Source organism: Vulcanisaeta distributa DSM 14429 (genome assembly GCF_000148385.1).
GTDB lineage: Archaea > Thermoproteota > Thermoprotei > Thermoproteales > Thermocladiaceae > Vulcanisaeta > Vulcanisaeta distributa.
The window spans coordinates 1111422-1129741 of record NC_014537.1 but is presented as its reverse complement, the minus strand read 5'-3'; the positions used below and the strand labels follow the sequence as shown (position 1 = coordinate 1129741).

Genomic DNA, 18320 nt, shown 5'->3' with positions numbered 1-18320 from the left:
AATATATATTAGATAAAATAACTCAATAACAATGATCACGAGGCATAGGTTAGCATTCATAACAATGGCCATACTAATAATCACTACAGTCTCAATACTACTTTCTACACTGGATGTAGTAACGCTTCAGCCAAGCCCTGCGCAGGTGATTAGGGTTAGTACGGGCACGATAACGTATTACAGCTCACCACCAATAAGGGGCATGCTGCCCGGCGTGGTGATTAGGACGTACCTCATTAACGGATCCTCAATAACACCCGTAAATGCCTTCATCAGTGTTTACGTGAACCTACCAAACGGCATAATGCCGGTGATGTATGCCTACGGTAGTTCGGTCACCGTACCATTTAACAATACTGACTGGGCATATGCCGTGAATAAGTGGCTCGAGACTAAAATGCCGGTGAATGGTTATGACACTTCATTACTAGTGTTTGTGACGTACATCCACGATAATGAGTCCTGGATAATACCCATGGTAGTACCATACAATGTAGGCTGGGCCCTGGCAGCACAAAGGCCTAGCCTAGCGGCTGGCATTACGCCCATGTACATATTGGCCACGGTATACATAAACGTAAGCTCAATTAAGCCATTTAGGATCATAGCTATGAACCATATACCCAACATGACTGATCCTCAGGTCTTTGGATCGTATAGCGGTTACGTGCTTTATAATTGTTCCGTGAGTGGTCCTCAGCCGAGTATTTACATGCCGCTACCCTACGAATTTATACCGGAATCAACATGCCTGGGCATAAATGGCTCACTACCACTGGCTTGGATCACGTGGAGTAATGGCGTGTTAAGTTATGATAAGGGGCTCGGGATCACATTGGCTATTTACTTCTCGGGCACAATCAATTGGAATGCCATGGCCGTGGGCTACGGAGATATAGGTACATCCTATAGTACCCAGGAGAATTGGGTTGGTAATACCGCAGAGTACGTGCTTGGTTCACAGGTGAATGTGCCAGGCTCCATATATTACTACTATGAAGATGCCACTTGGGCCATTGTTCAGTATGATGCTTGGTACGTTGATCCAACGACTGGATACACACAGTACTTGGGCTCAACTACCGTTTCCGAAGTGCTCTACGTACCTGAATACGACGCTTATGGTTACGCTCTTGACTATGGTAACGGCACAATAAGTTTGCTGTATTACGGTGCCGTACCATTAGCCGAGAGGTACTTTGGTTACTCCGCCTTAAATGCGTCGTCCGTGATTGATTATGCCAGTTTTGAATACACGACCACAGGCTCTGAATATCTCTATGAATGTAATGGGCCCGTAAACATAGTCAGTGGGCAATACCAAATACAGCTCGGCGGTATTAACACTGCATACGGCTTAAGTGCGCCACAGCTCGGCACTGGGCTCACGGGCATAGCCCTTGGATTAGCCGCTTTAATACCTAATTCTGAGCCTCTCGAAATCTTATTAAGCATGGGTAGTGCCATATTTAGCATTGCGGGTATGCTGTTGCCTCCATCAACTTCATCAACAACACAGAGCACGTGGGTTGAGCTCTTCAATATTGGTGTTGGTACAAATCTATACGTCTCGGTAGTTGATGCGTCTCAGGTCTATGGTTTACCCACATTCGGCTTTATACTTAATGCAACCAATTACTATGGGAGCCCGCAGACATATGCATGTAAATACGGTAAAGTTATTCAAATTACTTAATGATTGAGGTCACCTATGAGAATCATTACTGTAAATTCCAGGGATCAATACCCGTAATGATTGACTGCGCATTTGCGTTAAGTATTATAACAGGCATAGAGTGCTACGTGATTGGGATAGTATGGGTATTGACGCGCTTGTTAGTAAGCCTGGCGTAAGGGCCCTTGGTATTGCCGAGAGCTTTAGGCTGGATCTTAGGTATTCAATACTGGTTGGTGTTGTCATGAGGAGTGATGGTGTTATTGATGGTGTGTCGTTGGGTAGAACTACCGTTGGTGGTTTAGATGCTACGGATGCTGTAATAAGTCTGTACAGGTCGTTTAGTAGGAATGACATTCAGTTGATAATGATTGATGGGTGTATAATATCCTGGTACAACATAATCGACCTGGAGAGGCTGTCGAATGAGCTGGGCTTGCCAATAATGTGCCTGACCTTCGAGGAGCCTGAGGGTGATGTCGTAAATGCGCTGAGGAAGTTGTTTCCAAGTGATTCGGACGTGAGGGTGAGGCTTTATGAGAAGTTGGGTAAGCCTAGGGAGATGTTGTTACCTGGTGGTTTGAGGATTTATGTGAGGTTTGCAGGAATTGATTATAGGACTGCTAGGACGATAATCAGGAAGTTTGTTAGGGAGGGTAAGAGGCCTGAGCCAATTAGGGTGGCAAGGTTAATAGCGAATGCGCTACTTAACTACGTTAGAGCACCTTAACCCTCTCACCACTCAGGTAAGACGCGGCAACCTCGATATACGCTATTAATACGAGGATTAAGGACGCAGCGATTAATTGGGGACCGACTAGGTAATAAACCGCCCTTAGTATGGCTGATATGAAGAGGAGCGTTGGTATTTCGAAGCCCACAATGCCATAGCGCCTCATTGAGAACCAGAGTATCCCTGGGTTGAGCATTGGTATGCAGAGTGAGGACATTATCACGGCTATGAAGCCTATGAAAAGCGCGTGAATGACGTCGCCCAGTGGAACCCCAATTAATGCCAGGATAGCGGTGATTATTAACATAGCCCTACCGAGTGATGAACCAATGGGGTACGTCCTCGAATATGTGGTCTTGAATGCAGGCCCAAACCTCCTGGGTACCCCAATGGCTATTAACGTGAATAATGAGAAAACCGCTAGGTCTATTGAGTTATTAAGGTAGTACGTCATTACTGGGAGTAGGACTGCGTATGGAATATCAATGGCGTAAATGGGCCTTTGCCTACTCTCAACACGCCTAATGAGACTAACAATGGATGCCACAGGGAATACCACTAGCCTAAAACCACCTAGGTATAAGGCGATCATGAGACTAATCAAGCCACTCAGGAAGAATGTGTTGGGCCAGTAAAGTGGTTTTCTGCCAAGACCACCCCTGATAATCAATAGCAATGCATAGTATAGTGCTAAGATAATACCCATAATCCAGCTAAACCACACACCTAATGTGTAGGTCACGAACCACGCAATGGTTAATAAGCCAATCAACACTGACGCGAATGGGCTTGGCATAACCCTCGTGAAGCCAGGGTGTTGGCTGAACATTATGCCGACGTAGAATAGTATTAAGCCACCGAGCATCAAATCCCCATGTAGTCGTCCATACCTCAGTGCCAAAACAGCCGAACCGATTATGAACGATGCCATGGAGAGAATTATTAACGCCTGGGAAACCCTCATTTGATAAACAAACCACCTCCTGTAAATGCCCTGCGGTAATTTATCGAAGACGCCTCCAAAGATCACCTGCCTAAGCATAAATCACTCACCGGTACACGCCACTTCAGAATTAATCTCCACGGCCTTATTAAGAATACTCCTCAAAGCATCCTTTACACCCTGCCTAATATTGAGTTTATCGAGACAATCAATAATGTACCTACTCACGGATTCTGAAGGCTCCATACTACACTGCGAACCAACACAGAACACACAATAAAGGAAGCTACTCTCAACCTGCGTGCATGACTTGGATGCCTCATTAAGGATCACATTAGCCTCATCATTACTGAGCCTAACCATCCAGGTACCATAGGTCCTATTGAGGTATGCCGAGCACTCAAACTCATCATAAAGGGCAAGGCACCTCCTAAGCTCGTTCATTGCACGCACAATGTATATCAGCATCCAACAAAACAAAGCCTTTAGCACTTTATTTGCTTAATGGTCATTATGGAAATAAAGAGTTAAATTACTGGGAAAACACATTACATTCGATGATTAGGTCGAGGACGCTGCTGAGCACTTGCTTTGATGAGATGAACCCGGGATGACCAATCCTCACCGTAACGCCTATTACCTCATCACTACTTACTTTTCACGTACTCATTAAGCCCTATCTTTAGGTACATACCCCTCAACTCACTTAAAACCTCGCCACCTAACTTCTCCATTATTAACCTGACCATCCCCTTAAAGTCCGCATTCACCTTGGCAATCCTATCGACGATGTATAATGGGGCTGGGTACCCGAGTCTCGGCATCGTGGATAATGGAGCTATACGTGATACTACCTGCCTAATCACGCCTGGATCACCAACGTACTCGGTATATATCGGCAAGGTCTCTGGTAGGTATTGAACGTAGAATCCATAAACCTCCTTATCACCAACCCTACCAACAACGTAGGGCTTAGTAACCAGGGCATTAATTGACCTATTCCTTGCTCTGTAGGTCTCCATAATCATATGCATCACTAATGGCTCCTCCATTATCTGCAACGCCCTATTGACGTAATTCCTAAACTCATCATCAGCTATCCCCTGCGAATACCTATCACCCTTGACATCCTTAACATGGGCAAGCAGTGGAGTGCTGAACCTATTCACGTAGTTCCTCCCCATCAATGCCCCATCAAGTAACACAATATCTACGGGGAAGGACCTTGAGTATTCCAGTGCGTATTGGGCCTCCATGTCCAGGGCTATTCTCTCTAATTCCTCACTGGAAATTCCAAGTAGCGCATCGAACCTATTTATTACGTGTCCTTTACCATCAACATTCATTAGTAAGGCTACGTTAATGACGGCTATTCTAAAGCCTAGATACGTTATCTCAGTGAACCCGGAGTCAACGGCTATGAACCTCGTGAACTCACGGCTAGGCGCAACCTCGATTACGTAGCTCATGAAATTACTGGCACTGTTAAGTAGTTCTAGGGCCCTATCTCTCATCTGGGCAATCCTGGTCTCGATGAGCTCAAGCATGTTTACTATTACGTCATTAAACATCCTAACTCCTCCTCGGGTATATCCTAGCCTTCACCTCATTAATTATTCTCTCAATCAATTCCCTATTAACCCTATCACCCTGCACAGCGCCAACACTGGTTAGTAAGTCGAGTATGTAGGGTGGTAACTTACTAACATCGTTATCCTGGAGAAACTCCTCCAGGTAGGCCAATGTACGTGAAACCTTCTTACTACGCCTCTCAGATATTATTAAGGACGTTAACTCCCTAACCACATCCTCAACGCTGATACCTGGTGGGGCATTACTAAGCAGGAGCTTCAACTCGTTGATGAGTGGTTCAGGGTCATGGACTAAGTAGATGAGCAACGGCCTTGCGAAGAGTATGACCTTACCACCCAGTGAAACACCAAATACCTCACCCCTAACACCCTTAATGACGGCATCACCCTCAAGCTCTCCAAGACCTATTAAAGTCCTTAATACGGAATTACCGATGGCGATCTCATCAACTACATACCTCTTAATAGTCACAAGGGACTCAGGGCTTGTTAACACTATTAACTGGGCTTTAACATCCAATGACTTAAGACTACCATTTAAGTCAATAATCACTGATGCATCACTGACATCACCGCAACTAAATACCTCATTATCCACGCAATTCCTCCCCAATCCAAGAACTGCCACCTTCATTATTATCACCTCATGTCACATACCTCCTATCAATCAAACCTGCCTTCCACATACTTTCCAGGTACTTATTTACCGTGGAAATATCCATATTGAGCTCCTTTGCCAGGGACCCCTCGTCAATACCCACATTGGGACCTAGCGATGCAATCTTGATGAGTAAGTCCCTGGGTATATTAAGTTCCCTACTTATCCCGTTAATGACCTCATCTACATTCCTAATGGCATCGCTTATGTACTTAGCATTATCAAACGTTGGTGATGGATTTGGAATCTCAGGGATGGCACCACTCAGCAACTTATTTACCAACTTATTATTAATCCTCTTCTTAAGCCATGCCGTTATCTTAACATACTTATCAATTAAAGCATTAACATTACCTAACACATCGCTAAGCTCTTTACGCCTTAACTCAATAACGTGCACCAACTCATTTAAGTAATTGCTTAGCACATTCGGTGAGCCATGCCTTATCAATGGTAATAAGTCGTCTACAAAGTCGTTAATACTCATTCCAGCGATGTCCTTACCGATTATGACTGAGGCGTTCTTTAAAATGCTCGTTAGTTCCACGTACTCCTTTACCCTATCCTCAATACCCTTTAGTGTATTCATTAATTCAATTGCTCCATTAACCTCAGAATTGATTGTCTCAAGTATTGTTGGAAGGCTTTCCTTAATATTCTCCAGCTCAAGCCCGTTAAGTCTCAGGATGTACGACTTAACCCTTTCAATTAGGCCATTAACTCTTGAATCAAGCTCGCTGGAAAGTCCTGGCAGGTACTCGTCAATACTTCTCCTGGCGCTACTCAACTTATTTAACAGGTCTTTAATTGTGTTGTTTAATGAAGATGATAGTGATGATAATTCGTTATTCAATTCCTCAAGCTTCTGATCAACCTCGTCCTCCAGCTTGTCGATGCATAACATGAATAATGAATACCTCCTTAGAAATTCGCTTGATGTTTCAGGTACTGCCTTTAATAGCGTGAACGCCTTCTCGCAATCATTACCCTGCACATTAATCCCAGGTTGAACCTCAATACTCACCTTCAACTCATCAATACTTATTGATAATGGCTTATGGAGGGTCTCATTAAGCCTATTCATGTACTCATTAAGTATTGTGAGTACCTTGGGCACGAGCTCCGGCGTGTATGGCGCGTACTCGGTTAGGTTATTATTAACGGGTAGGAGCAAACCCCTGAGACTAAGCAACTTTATCAAATCAACCTCCTTAAACTCTCTCCACAGGTGCGTTGGGTATAACCTCCTTATCAAGTACTCAAGCTCCTTCTCAGTGAAGCTCTGCTTACCCAATGACCTGAGGTAATCTATGAAACTCAACTCAACAGCACTAACCCTGGCCTTACCACTCTCATCCCTAAAGACCTCAGGTTGATCCTCAAGGCCTTCACCCTTAACCCAAGCCTCAACAATCCTCCTAATCACGGCATCCTTCGACTCCTTAGCACCACGCCTAATTGCCATCGTATACTGAAGAGCCCTCTGCCTAACCCTATCCCTGAACGCGAGTACCTCATCCCTATAGTCATTAAGCCTCTCGAGAAATACCGAGTACTCCCTCGGCACCCTATCCAACCTCTCAAGCCTAGAACCAATCACTATTGACCTAAGCTCATCGATCTTATCAGAACCAAATACTGAGAAGTACACGAAATCAGTCGCAGGGCCAAGTACCAGCTTCCAGGGTAATTTACTAATTGACTCTACAACACTCTTCATGATGTCGCTCGTAAGTAATGTCCTTGACATTATAATAACAAGTAGAGAGTCGATGAACCTCTCCTGGCCGTCTATGGTAATTGCACCCTCATTAATGACCTTACTCAATAACTTGGTGAGATGGTTGGGGTCGCCGTCAGTGCTCACTATGATTCCAATCCTAACATCAAGGGGATTCTCCACAATACCAACCCAGGCGCTTGATAATGGGTAAAGTGTTACTTGCGAACCAAGTGCAGCCCGAACAATTTCTGTCGCTAAATCCTCACGAAAGGCATTAACAATGCTAATTGCCTTGCTAACCTCCTCCTTAGCCCTAATGACCTCCTCAGGCTCCTTACCAAAAACCAATATCCTATGTAACCTAGGCGATACCTGATATGCCCTAGTTATACTCACTGAGGATGAAACCTTAGCAATGCCTGGGAGGATCACGTAAATCGTTGGCTCGCCCTCATAGGCGGTGTAATACGAACCATAACTAATCGAGACATCCCTCAGGTCACCCTCAATTGGCGCCAAGCCTAATCTAATCAACTCATTATTGACCCGGCTTAATCCATCCTTATCAAGCCTAAACCTGGCGACTTGAACCTCCTCAACAAGCCCCGCCTTAACCATTGCATTAACGTACGATGTCACGTCAAACCCAAGCTCGGAGCTTAGATCACTAATACCCCTGGGAATACCCGACAGGAGCAATGCCTTAAATACCCTGGACCCCTTTTCGTCACTTGGCCCCTCATTAATCACGTCCAGGTACGCCTTCAACTCACCACTGGCAACCTCGCCTCTCAGGAACTCCTCAAAGACCTCATAATTAAGCTCTTTACCCTTATCCACGACCATGTCCAGGAGCTTAGACGTGAACTTAACCAAGGCCCTTGGTGATGCCTTACCACCCTCGGTGTTAGCCACTAACTCATAAAGCGTGGCCAGGTACTCACGCCTAAGTGGGTGAAGGCTATTAACCAGGCCCTTCCTAACTAGGTCAAGCCTTTCATCCGTGGAGTAGGCATTGAAGCGCTGAACCAGCATTGCCTCATAGAGCCATAGGGGCATCCTCTCATCAAGCACTATCTCCATGTACACCCTACCCCTCGTTATGTCAAATACGTCAGGCACCATGTTCTTGAGTATGTTATAGTAAAGCTGTGGTGTGAAGGCTAAGACCATCATTACCCTACCAAGCCTCTTAGGATCAACACCAAGAACATCCCTATAATTTCTGGGCTCGATCAACGCCCTAATCAGTGAGCCAAGCCTAATGACTAAGTCCCTAACCTTGCCAGCGTCGCCCGGGCTAAGGGCATTACTAAGTTCAACAGCCCTACTAACCTCATCGGCCTCATCAATAAGCAGGAGCAGGGGCTCATTAGAGCTACCACGTGCCTTAAGCAGTGAGTTTATGATCACGTTAATGTCAAGACCAAAGGTAAGTGGAAGCCTTAGAACCCTAAGCCCAAGCCCATGGGCAACCGCCTCCACTGCATCGAGGAGTTCACTCTTACCCCAACCATACTGCCCGACAATGACAACGGCAATATTATCATTACCCCTAAGGAAGGCATTGATCGCGGCCTTAACCCTCTCAAGTTCACCCTCAAAGCCAACTGGCGAGTATCTACGCTCAATAGGTGGAACTCCGCTGGGATTCAACGGCCTATCAATAAACCCAAACTTACTATACATTATCAATGATTGAATTACTATGGGCCATTAATTAAGAAAACAAATAAAATAAGTAATCCCGCACTAACAACGCCTACCACCATAACCACCAAATTGGTTGGCATTGTGTTGCGTAATAAAAACCCTGAAGTCAAATGTATGGGCTTTGGCTTTCCTTCCAGTTCCTGTTTATACCTGGCGGCGGTATGTACATGCCATGACTTTGAATGCCCATTGAACCATTAAAGTTCACCCATATGTACCAATCAACGTCATAAACAATATGATCAACCAATACGCCAGGTATTGGTATGAAACCGAGTAGGTAATACGTACACCCAAACGGCTTATAAGCAACAACAGAAGCACCAACAGGAATCACGTACATCAATGATTGCGGATTATTGGCAGGACCCATATACGTATAACCCTCACTCTCAACACCATACATTACTTCCTGAGATGCCCAATACCTGCTCATAGGTTTAAAGACCCATGTCAAATTAAATGCTATGAACTTCAACGGCGTTATTGCACCGGGCACCCTTGATAATGATATTGTATATTGTGAACAATAATATGTAGAGGAGATTGAGGGTGCTTGGATTGTATAGCCTAGGGTTAAGGTGGTCTTATACTTCTCTACCGTCGTGCACTGCATTGGGTATGGCGTATAATAATAATTCGTCCAGTAACCTGGGCCATAATTACTACTACCATTCATTACCCATTTGACATCCCCAGGTAGTTGCGAGGCACTTATCTTATTCATCCCATACTCATAAGCCATGTATGAGGCATAGGCATCCTGGAATAACTCTAGGTACTTAATATACGCGCCAGGACCTGGCGAATATTCAATTACACTATAAAGCTGAGCATAACCCACCGAGAAACCATTCAAATCCCTATAGACTAATCCATTCCATACGAGGCAGAAATCAACCATAACATCACCAAGCGAGTCGCTGTAACCACGTGCACCATAATCAATTATATATGTACCATTAAAATTAATTGGTTGATTAGTAGGTCCTAAAAGGTAAGAGCATAGATCGCTTGAGTCCTTTGTTCCCTGCCCCTCAGTTAACGATGACGTGAGATTAAGGGCTTTGATAACTTCTATTGATGGCTCGTTAATTCCCTGAGTGTTGATTAATAACTTTGTACTTCCCGTATTATTAATTACATTTGCCGTTGAAGGTTTCGTATATAATCTCGGTAGGGCTATGATGATTAAAACGCTAATGATTATTGCGGTAATTGCTGAGGCGATTAATAACCACCGTAAACCATAACCCGTATTCATAAAAAGCCTCATTTCTTGTTAAGTTCTTACCACTAACTTTTAAAGATAGCATCATGCAGTACTAAACCAAGCCCTTATCCGAGATCACGGAAATACCTTTCATTAATAAGGATAGAGGTAGGTATTATGCGGGAGTGAGGTATTCACACCCTAATTAACTTACTGAACCTCTCATAATAAGCCAGCTTGTCATGCGTCCTCACGTGGATCTCGAAGGGAGGTCCAATACCTGCCTTCCACAGCCTCTCGAGAATAATCCCTGGATTAACATTTGTTACCACCAACACATCAATATCACTCGATAGTGCATATCTATTTTCAGCAACAGAACCGAATAAATAGACCTCGGCATTGGGATCTATGGACTTAACAACCTCCTTAATAATACGTAAGTACTTATCGAGATTCCTAAATACATCCTGCCTCCTCCTGGCATCCTCAATTAAGTAGTCATAATTCACTATTCATTATTTCACTAACAACCTTAATTAATCTTTCAGTCCTTCTCCCTTATATGGCTTGGAAATTAATAAAAACGATAAAGAGGTGCTCAAGACATTAGTGAATAACAGCGAATTAAACACAATTTTCTTTAATGAAGATTATGACTTTCCCCACCCACCACCTCCTGGTGTTTCGATTATTACTTCATCACTTGGCTCCAGGTCTATTGTTGCCTTGCTCGGTAGATTGATGACCTCGCCATTACTTCTCCTAATGGTGACCCTACCTGGTGCTCCGTCATTACCACCCCACAGGCCCCATGGCCTTGTCCTAAACCTCTCAGCCATTATTGATAGTCTCGCCTTAGTTAGTACCTTGAATGATCTGATTATGCCGTCACCGCCCCTATATGAACCATCACCACCACTTCCCTCCCTAATCCTATACCCAGTGAATAATAGTGGGTATTGTCTCTCGGCGATTTCGATGGGGGTGTTTAACGTATTAGTCATATTAACATGAACACCACTCACGCCTGGCTTGCCCGGCCTACCGCCAGTACCACCGCCAATCGTTTCGTAGTACGCCCAGTACCCTCCATTGGGTAGTGTCCCACCTATCATTACATTCATCATTGTGCCAGACCCAGCAGCCGGCACTCTATTGGGCAGTGCCTTAGCCAATGCCTTAAAGACTACGTCCGCAATCCTCTGTGTCGTCTCGACATTGCCACCACTCACTGGCGCAGGCTTCCTTGGGTTAACGAGCGTGCCCTCGGGCGCTATGACGTTTATAGTGCTGTAGAAGCCCTCATTAGTCGGTATATCACTTTGTATCAATGATCTTATTACAAATGATACTGCGGAGAATGTTACGCCGTAAACAGCGTTTATTGGCGCCTCAACCTGACCATGAGTACCACTGAAGTCAGCCTTAGCACCCTCCTCACTTACCTCCACGGATACCTTAATCGGCAGTAATTCATTATTAAGCTCCATGTAATCCACCGCATCATAAACACCCCTGGGCCACTTACCAATTTCCATCAGGGCTAACTTCCTGCCATACTCAATACCCTCCCTCCACGCATTAACCACATTATCAACACCGTACTTCTCCACCAACTCCCTAACCCTGGCAACCCCAACCCTATTCGCGGCTAATTGAGCCGTTATATCGCCAATAGCAGTCTCCGGAGTCTTGAAATTGCTAAGTATTACATTGAGTATGTCACGCTGCAGCTCGCCCTTAATCATAATCCTGACTGGCGGTATTACCAAGCCCTCCTCATAAATCGTCCTAGCGCTGGGATTAATACTACCAGGCACCGGCCCACCTACATCGACGTGGTGTGCCTTATTAACGACGTAACCAATGAGTTTATTGCCTACGTATATCGGCTCCATGATCATGACATCATTTAAGTGCGTACCTGATATGTACGGGTCGTTGAGTAGCACAGCATCACCAGGGCTAAGCTCAATACCCTCCCTACTAAGCCAATTAAGTAGGTTCTTAACACCAACCCTGAAGGAGCCTAGGTGCACCGGTATGTGCTCTGCCTGAGCCACGATATTGCCCTCTGAATCAGTTATCGCACAACTGTGGTCCATCCTCTCACGAATATTTGGTGAGAAGGCCGACCTACGCAATGCAACACCCATCTCCTCGGCAATGAATACCGAGGCCCTAAACACGAGTTCCCACGAAACCATCTTAAGAATATTCTTCAAATCCCTAATAAAGCATTGCCATGGGTAGGTTTAAATAATTAAGTTCGACTTCCATATCAGTGCATGAGCTCTGATTTAAGGAAGGAGCTTTTGAAGCTACTTAAGGAAGATGAGGAGTTTAGATATGCAGTAATGGGACTACTGGGCATTAGTGATCTTAAGTCCTCAGTGGACAACCTAGTTAAGGCCATAACTGACTTGAAGGATATTGTTGCTAAGCAGGGCGAGGAAATAAGCGAGCTAAGGAAAGCCGTGGAGGTGCTCGTTAAATCTCATGATGAGCTTAAGAAGGTCGTGGAGGCATTGAGTGAGGACGTTAGGAGGCATGGTGAAGTCATAATCGTTATGCAGACTAGTATTGAGAAGTTGACATCCTCAGTAACGGCATTGGGCTATAGATACGGGCTTTTCATAGAGGAGGCCTTTAGGGAGTCCATTAAATACCTAGTCAGTGACCTGCTTAAGGTTTACGAGGTTAGGCGTTGGACTTACTATGACAGTGATGGTTTCGTATTTGGTCACCCGTCTATTATTGATGTCGATGTTCTCACTAGGGATAATGAGCATATACTCGTTGTGTATAGGGTGAGTATTGACCGTGGTGACGTGGCTGAACTATTCAGGGAGGGAGTCCTCTATGAGAGGATTAATAAGGTGAAGCCGAGATTGCTCATCGTTGGTCCGGTAATTAGGAGGAGGGCTCTTGAATTGGCTAGGGAGTTGGGTGTTGAGGTTAGGGCTTCTGAGGTCGTTTAATCTATTCAATTACGGTTACCCCACCACGCGTTGGTTTTGGGTTGGGGAAGAACCTCCTGTAAAGGGCTATGTTTATGACATTCACGATGAAAGCTATGGTGAATGGTACAGGGATTGGTAAGTAGTCAAGCATTGGGCCTGCCACAGTCGTTGCCGTCGCCGACGGCAACAATCGCGCCGCCTGATTAACTCCAGAGACCGTTGACCTATTGCCCCTGCCCACAAGCTCCATCATTAAGGCTTGCTGCGGAGCTAGTGATGATACCCTAAACATTACGTAAACCACGTACGTTACTGTAGCCAGGTAAAGCGTTGTTGAGAATGGAATAAGCATTAATGCAATCGTCGATATTATCCTCGGAATAATTATGGCATCCCTAAGCCCAAAGATCCTCGAGAAGACCGGCGCCGTGAGTGATGTAAAGGCCGCAGCGAGACCACCGATGAAGAATATATCACCAACAACACCATTACTCACGTGGAGAACCATCTTAAATATTATCGGCAGAAATGGCGTTATTAATCCCTGGGCCGTACCATTCAACACACCAACTATTGCGAACCTCTTTATGTACGTTAAATCCCTCCTTAACTGTTGGGCTATGGTCTTGGAATTACCATTCGGATCATCATTAACGCGTTGTTTGGGTCTACGCTCCTCCTTAATTGGTAATACCACGAATAGGCTAACAGCTGATAGTGCAAGGGCCGCATAGAATGCGTCTCGATAGCTAAGGTTAGCCAGTAATGCTCCGATTGCCGATGCCGTTCCAGAGACTAGGTTGAATACTGCATATACCATGGACCTGTCCATGCCCTCCGTCTTATCGGCTAATATGGCCGTTTGGACTGGCGCAGCCACAGCACCAACACTACCGCTAGCCAACGCCCCAGCCGTACCAAAGCCTCCCAACGCAGCTGCGAGTAGGAGCAATGGGTAATACCTGGTGATTAGGAGTATTGCCGTGGCTATTGGCAAGAAGGCAAGCGTCAGTAATAAGATCACCTTCCTACTATATTTATCGCCTAACCTACCGAAGAGGAGTGAGAGAAGGGGTGCCGTGAATGCGCCAACACCGAAGAAAATACCAACCTCGGTTAATGACAGGTGCAGGTAGTAATACAGGTAAAGCCCCGTCACCACGCCAAGCGCACCACCAGCCACACTCCTCAAACCCCTTGACGCAAGGAGTAACCATACATCCCTATCCCAATTAGGCACAGTCGATATCAAAATCAAATCCCTTAAAAACCAAATTCCCCGCAAGCCAACCATTAAGGCGATCCTTGACTACCAATACCTAGCTCCCTCTCAATAGCCCTCTTAACATCGCCCAAGCCCATAAGCATAAGCATCACACCCACAATCCCTATTATAGCTGCTATAACATTCGGCAACATCAATATGAACACAGTCACAATGGTCATGACCACACCAACTTTTAATCTGTCGGCATCAAATTCCGAGCCAAGCCTATAAAGCGCAATCAGCACTAACACGTACAGCACCAATGCAATAATACTATTCACAACACGAAGTAAGAGGAATGTCACGGGTGACTGATTAACGAGGGCTAGATAAAGACCCTCAGCAAGAAGTAACGGACTAATTAAAAGCAGTACCTTAATGCCCAGCATACCGATACCATACCTCGCCCTATCAGCCCTTACCAACTCATTGAATCCCCTGTACATATAATAATAGAGTACTGGCACACCAATCGCCACCTCAGCTATCTGAAGTATTCCATAACCACGTATCATGAGACCAACCGATGTAAGGCCCAGGAAGTTTAATACCAGGGACGTAACGCCGTACATTAAGCCAAGCCCAATACCTATATACATACCCTCCTGAATCCTGGTGACTCCATTATAAATCAGCTCCAGCTTTTCCCTATCCATAGCTACATCACGCATTAGCCATTAATAACTGTCTCAAAGAATAATTACTTTAATAAATTTATTTCGTTATTCGTTAAATATTAGTAAAGCGGAGTTTATTATCATGCAGTTGGCATACTCTGCCCAGACCTTATTAGCTTTATGGCCTCGTCGGAACTCATGACCTCCGCCCCATAAACCCTCCTCAGGTAATCAAGACCCTCCACGTGCTCCTTCTCCGTAAACGCATCCACGGTATCGCTAGGCACGATTATCCTATAACCCCTGAAGAACGCGTCAGCCGCTGTGTGCCTAACGCATATATTGGTGTGAAGCCGGTGAGGATTACAGTGTCCACGCCCAGGGACCTCAGGAGCAAATCTAAGCCGGTCTCATAAAAATGCGCTATACGTCCTCTTCTCAAACACGTAATCACCCTCCCTCGGCCTCAATTCATCAACTACCTGAGCACCCTCCGTACCTTTCATTGAGTGTTCGCCCCAAATCCTCATCTCTGGATCAGTGGGTAGGTGGGCATCGCCAACGTAAATAATAGGCACCCCCTTCTCCCTGGCACTCTCTATTAGCTTCTTAAGCCTAGGTACTAGGTTCCTCGCCCTTTCATTACCCAACTTTCCATACACGAAGTCCTTATTCATATCTATCACAATTAAAGCCGGTTTCATAGGCCTAGTCACGTAGACATCACATGGTTAATATTTCTTATAGGGCAAAACCTGCAAAAATGCTAAGGACAAGATAGTTAAGGCGCGACTAATTCTGCATAATCAAGTACGTCAATTATTACCCTAAATAGCAAATTCCCTCTTAACCTCATTAATCAGTTCTTGAATAATTGGTATCCTAGCCCTAACCTCGTCAATTCCAATTCTTACCTCATGAAAGCCATTCACATGTAGGAAGTAGGCCTCAGCCCATGCTTGCCTAACACCGTCGCCCAACTTAATGGCTGCCCTATCCAATAGGCTCACGGTCCATCTGCCCTTCTCTAGGGCTTCCCTGGCCTCATCGAGGTTTTTGGCGATGGCTAATGCCTTGATAGCCTCCTCCACAGCCTTGTAAAGCTTCTCACTCGATTGAATAATATCACCCTTACTAATAAGATTGAGACCCTCACTAAACATGGCTATTGCCAACCCAGCATGCTCCCTTGCCCTGGTCTCATTAAATGCCGTATCCATATCAAACTTATCAATATGAACGTTTATAAATCTTTAAAACCTAGAGAGCCACATTACTAATAGCTTACCACCATAATACCATAATAATCAACGCTGAATATGCTTATCTAATCAATAACTCCTTCAGTGCGTAGAGAGTGCGTCCGTATAACTACCATTAATAGGAAGAGTCTTATTCTCATGGCTTGTATACAGAGTCGTTAATTCTCATGACTACATTACATAAACAACGCATATATTGGCCATTGATAAGTTCACGATAAGCCTATCCGTAGGCAATTATTATAACTAAGACATTATTTAAGTACGGAGTGACTTTAATCGCCGGAGAAGTGTAGTTGATAAATCAAATACGTGATATGCAATGATGAAAATTATTACTAAAACAATAATGATTCAGCGACAATAAGCATCATTAATGGAATTAACGTGGGCTGTGCCACCATTAATACTAATTAATCAACAAAACATTGAATTACCGAGATGGGGCCTAGACATGCCTCATGAATTCCATAAGAACTTACGCCGTAACAATATGCTATAAATTCCAAATGTACTCTTTACTTTCAATTATCCCATCATGGCTAAAATGAGCCGGCGAAGCCGATGGATAGTGGTGATAGGGAACCCTCACGTAGTTATACGTTGTTGTTCGTAGGGTGTTTACCATGAAATTACGGAATAATTATTTACGTAGATACTTCATTAATTCATTGATTACCTCCTCACCCGTGATACTTATCGACTACTTATTAACCATTGCCTTAAGGACCCAGTAATAGGCGGGCAGTTGATATGCGTGGTCATTACCCACCCACTCCTCACCTGGTAATTGTGATAGTGACCTACCAATGACGCATATTAACACGTTATCCTCAATGAGTGGTTCCCTACTTAATAAAGCGCCGTACATTAAATCGTCGGGTCTTGGCTCACCCATCCTAGGCCTAATCCGAGCCATCAGCGCGGATACGTCAGGTAAAATTGAGGATTACCACCTCCCTATACATTAAGTCCCTTATGTGATTTACGACATTCCTTAACCAAGTCCTTAGGTCCCACCCATAGTTCATCGCCAGGTCCATCAATGCCCTAACATTACCACCAAGTAGCTGGCAAAGCATATCAAACCCTACATCGGCACCACCCATTAACTGCCTCCTAACTTCATGAACGACGTCAAAGAAGGCATCACGTGGCAGATTCCAAAGAAGCATTGGCATTAAACCACCCTTGCCTCGGTATTTCCACGCCAACTCCATTGCTGATTAATCACTAATCGATATGAACACCTTAACGTACTTATCACCCCATGGAGCCTCACCCAAAGGCTTACTCTCAGACTCGCCAGCGTACATCGTGATTAATTCCTGAACCACACCACGCCCAATACCTCCAGACGCGAACCACCTATCCAAGTCATCATGCATTATTAAGACGTGATTAATCCCACGTAACTCCCTTGTAATTCCATAGGGTCTTAGCAAGCTCAATCACCTGACCAATGGTGGCTGTAATCCCCATTACAGTCACCGAGAGCCTATTGAGAATATCATTGACTAAACTACCAATACTTAACGTGCTTGGCACCAGGACATTAGTAACCTGCTCTGCAAGTATTTCATCAAATACCTTACTGAAGTTACTGACAGCGTCATCACACCTGCGCGGTAAGCCCATTGATGCCCTATATGCCTCAATGGTCATTAGGGCTGGCTCCACGTAGAGGGCCCAGGCAAGCATCGTCTTCCCAGAACCAGGCATCCCAAGTATGAAGTTCAAACCCGCTAGGCTCCCAGTATGGATCCCCATTAACCACCAAACTCTTAATTGGGCCATAGTTCTGAATCTCAAGCCTCACATCAACATTGTTCGAATCTCCCTTATTTAATCTTTAATGATACTAATTTAGCCTTAATGATGAGTTGAGATTAAGGTGTGCTAACTTAACTACGCCAGGTTAGTTAACGTGAAGGATTAGTAAGAACATGGGTTTACGT

The 18320-nt window shown here is 44.8% G+C and carries 18 protein-coding genes and 1 pseudogene; 3 read left to right on the top strand and 16 right to left on the bottom strand.

Going from position 1 to position 18320, the window contains the following annotated elements:
- The first annotated feature begins 31 nt into the window (after positions 1-31).
- Complete coding sequence (locus VDIS_RS05825; protein WP_013336296.1) at positions 32-1696, top strand: hypothetical protein; 1665 nt, start codon at positions 32-34, stop codon at positions 1694-1696.
- Positions 1697-1817: 121 nt separating this feature from the next.
- A complete protein-coding gene (locus VDIS_RS05820) occupies positions 1818-2405 on the top strand; it encodes an endonuclease dU (protein WP_013336294.1) in 588 nt (195 codons plus the stop codon).
- Here VDIS_RS05820 and VDIS_RS05815 read toward each other — a convergent pair.
- The 8 genes from VDIS_RS05815 to VDIS_RS05780 form a co-directional block, all read right to left on the bottom strand.
- Positions 2392-3450 (bottom strand): hypothetical protein, encoded by a 1059-nt coding sequence (locus VDIS_RS05815; protein WP_013336293.1) that lies wholly within the window; start codon positions 3448-3450, stop codon positions 2392-2394. The two genes, VDIS_RS05820 and VDIS_RS05815, sit on opposite strands and share 14 nt — an antisense overlap.
- Positions 3451-3453: 3 nt before the next feature.
- Complete coding sequence (locus VDIS_RS05810) at positions 3454-3819, bottom strand: hypothetical protein (RefSeq protein ID WP_013336292.1); 366 nt, start codon at positions 3817-3819, stop codon at positions 3454-3456.
- Positions 3820-3998: 179 nt separating this feature from the next.
- The gene (locus VDIS_RS05805) at positions 3999-4922 is read right to left on the bottom strand and encodes a DNA double-strand break repair nuclease NurA (protein ID WP_013336291.1); all 924 of its coding nucleotides are present in this window, start codon (positions 4920-4922) and stop codon (positions 3999-4001) included.
- Position 4923: 1 nt separating this feature from the next.
- Positions 4924-5577 carry a hypothetical protein gene (locus VDIS_RS05800; protein ID WP_013336290.1) on the bottom strand — a complete coding sequence of 218 codons (654 nt, stop codon included), beginning with the start codon at positions 5575-5577 and terminating at the stop codon, positions 4924-4926.
- Between the two features lie 10 nt (positions 5578-5587).
- Positions 5588-9013 carry a hypothetical protein gene (locus VDIS_RS05795; RefSeq protein WP_013336289.1) on the bottom strand — a complete coding sequence of 1142 codons (3426 nt, stop codon included), beginning with the start codon at positions 9011-9013 and terminating at the stop codon, positions 5588-5590.
- A 130-nt stretch (positions 9014-9143) separates the two neighbouring features.
- Positions 9144-10313: a hypothetical protein gene (locus VDIS_RS05790; RefSeq protein WP_013336288.1), complete on the bottom strand. Its 1170-nt coding sequence runs from the start codon at positions 10311-10313 to the stop codon at positions 9144-9146.
- Between the two features lie 131 nt (positions 10314-10444).
- Positions 10445-10762: a nucleotidyltransferase domain-containing protein gene (locus VDIS_RS05785; RefSeq protein ID WP_013336287.1), complete on the bottom strand. Its 318-nt coding sequence runs from the start codon at positions 10760-10762 to the stop codon at positions 10445-10447.
- A 141-nt stretch (positions 10763-10903) separates the two neighbouring features.
- Entirely contained in the window at positions 10904-12460 is a 1557-nt protein-coding gene (locus VDIS_RS05780) for a hydantoinase B/oxoprolinase family protein (protein ID WP_013336286.1), read from the bottom strand.
- An 81-nt stretch (positions 12461-12541) separates the two neighbouring features.
- Between VDIS_RS05780 and VDIS_RS05775 the strand changes: the two genes are divergently transcribed.
- The gene (locus VDIS_RS05775; RefSeq protein ID WP_013336285.1) at positions 12542-13234 is read left to right on the top strand and encodes a PD-(D/E)XK nuclease family protein; all 693 of its coding nucleotides are present in this window, start codon (positions 12542-12544) and stop codon (positions 13232-13234) included.
- 1 nt (position 13235) lies between these two features.
- Here VDIS_RS05775 and VDIS_RS05770 read toward each other — a convergent pair whose 3' ends face one another.
- The 8 genes and pseudogenes from VDIS_RS05770 to VDIS_RS05740 form a co-directional block, all read right to left on the bottom strand.
- The gene (locus VDIS_RS05770; protein ID WP_245522579.1) at positions 13236-14456 is read right to left on the bottom strand and encodes an MFS transporter; all 1221 of its coding nucleotides are present in this window, start codon (positions 14454-14456) and stop codon (positions 13236-13238) included.
- 53 nt (positions 14457-14509) lie between these two features.
- On the bottom strand, positions 14510-15139 hold the full coding sequence (locus tag VDIS_RS05765; protein WP_148678257.1) for a DUF973 family protein: 630 nt from the start codon (positions 15137-15139) through the stop codon (positions 14510-14512).
- Between the two features lie 101 nt (positions 15140-15240).
- Positions 15241-15777, bottom strand: a pseudogene (locus tag VDIS_RS13025) (cysteine hydrolase family protein).
- A 150-nt stretch (positions 15778-15927) separates the two neighbouring features.
- On the bottom strand, positions 15928-16320 hold the full coding sequence (locus tag VDIS_RS05755) for a PaREP1 family protein (protein ID WP_013336282.1): 393 nt from the start codon (positions 16318-16320) through the stop codon (positions 15928-15930).
- Positions 16321-17065: 745 nt separating this feature from the next.
- Entirely contained in the window at positions 17066-17281 is a 216-nt protein-coding gene (locus VDIS_RS05750) for a hypothetical protein (protein WP_013336281.1), read from the bottom strand.
- A gap of 13 nt (positions 17282-17294) precedes the next feature.
- The gene (locus tag VDIS_RS05745; protein ID WP_013336280.1) at positions 17295-17582 is read right to left on the bottom strand and encodes a hypothetical protein; all 288 of its coding nucleotides are present in this window, start codon (positions 17580-17582) and stop codon (positions 17295-17297) included.
- A gap of 6 nt (positions 17583-17588) precedes the next feature.
- Positions 17589-17750, bottom strand: a complete 162-nt coding sequence (locus tag VDIS_RS12830; RefSeq protein ID WP_013336279.1) for a hypothetical protein — start codon at positions 17748-17750, stop codon at positions 17589-17591.
- A gap of 13 nt (positions 17751-17763) precedes the next feature.
- Positions 17764-18132: a hypothetical protein gene (locus VDIS_RS05740; protein ID WP_052885782.1), complete on the bottom strand. Its 369-nt coding sequence runs from the start codon at positions 18130-18132 to the stop codon at positions 17764-17766.
- Positions 18133-18320 lie beyond the last annotated feature (188 nt).

Bases quoted from the DNA above. Each gene is read 5' to 3' on its own strand.
- VDIS_RS05825 (WP_013336296.1), top strand. From the start codon at position 32: ATGATCACGAGGCATAGGTTAGCATTCATAACAATGGCCATACTAATA.
- VDIS_RS05765 (WP_148678257.1), bottom strand. From the start codon at position 15,139: ATGGATAGGGAAAAGCTGGAGCTGATTTATAATGGAGTCACCAGGATT.
- VDIS_RS05805 (WP_013336291.1), bottom strand. From the start codon at position 4,922: ATGTTTAATGACGTAATAGTAAACATGCTTGAGCTCATCGAGACCAGG.
- VDIS_RS05795 (WP_013336289.1), bottom strand. From the start codon at position 9,013: ATGTATAGTAAGTTTGGGTTTATTGATAGGCCGTTGAATCCCAGCGGA.
- VDIS_RS05755 (WP_013336282.1), bottom strand. From the start codon at position 16,320: ATGGATACGGCATTTAATGAGACCAGGGCAAGGGAGCATGCTGGGTTG.
- VDIS_RS05775 (WP_013336285.1), top strand. From the start codon at position 12,542: ATGAGCTCTGATTTAAGGAAGGAGCTTTTGAAGCTACTTAAGGAAGAT.
- VDIS_RS05790 (WP_013336288.1), bottom strand. From the start codon at position 10,313: ATGAGGCTTTTTATGAATACGGGTTATGGTTTACGGTGGTTATTAATC.
- VDIS_RS05800 (WP_013336290.1), bottom strand. From the start codon at position 5,577: ATGAAGGTGGCAGTTCTTGGATTGGGGAGGAATTGCGTGGATAATGAG.
- VDIS_RS05820 (WP_013336294.1), top strand. From the start codon at position 1,818: ATGGGTATTGACGCGCTTGTTAGTAAGCCTGGCGTAAGGGCCCTTGGT.
- VDIS_RS05780 (WP_013336286.1), bottom strand. From the start codon at position 12,460: ATGGTTTCGTGGGAACTCGTGTTTAGGGCCTCGGTATTCATTGCCGAG.
- VDIS_RS05745 (WP_013336280.1), bottom strand. From the start codon at position 17,582: ATGGAGTTGGCGTGGAAATACCGAGGCAAGGGTGGTTTAATGCCAATG.
- VDIS_RS05740 (WP_052885782.1), bottom strand. From the start codon at position 18,132: ATGGGGATCCATACTGGGAGCCTAGCGGGTTTGAACTTCATACTTGGG.
- VDIS_RS05810 (WP_013336292.1), bottom strand. From the start codon at position 3,819: ATGCTGATATACATTGTGCGTGCAATGAACGAGCTTAGGAGGTGCCTT.
- VDIS_RS05815 (WP_013336293.1), bottom strand. From the start codon at position 3,450: ATGCTTAGGCAGGTGATCTTTGGAGGCGTCTTCGATAAATTACCGCAG.
- VDIS_RS05750 (WP_013336281.1), bottom strand. From the start codon at position 17,281: ATGGCTCGGATTAGGCCTAGGATGGGTGAGCCAAGACCCGACGATTTA.
- VDIS_RS12830 (WP_013336279.1), bottom strand. From the start codon at position 17,750: ATGCATGATGACTTGGATAGGTGGTTCGCGTCTGGAGGTATTGGGCGT.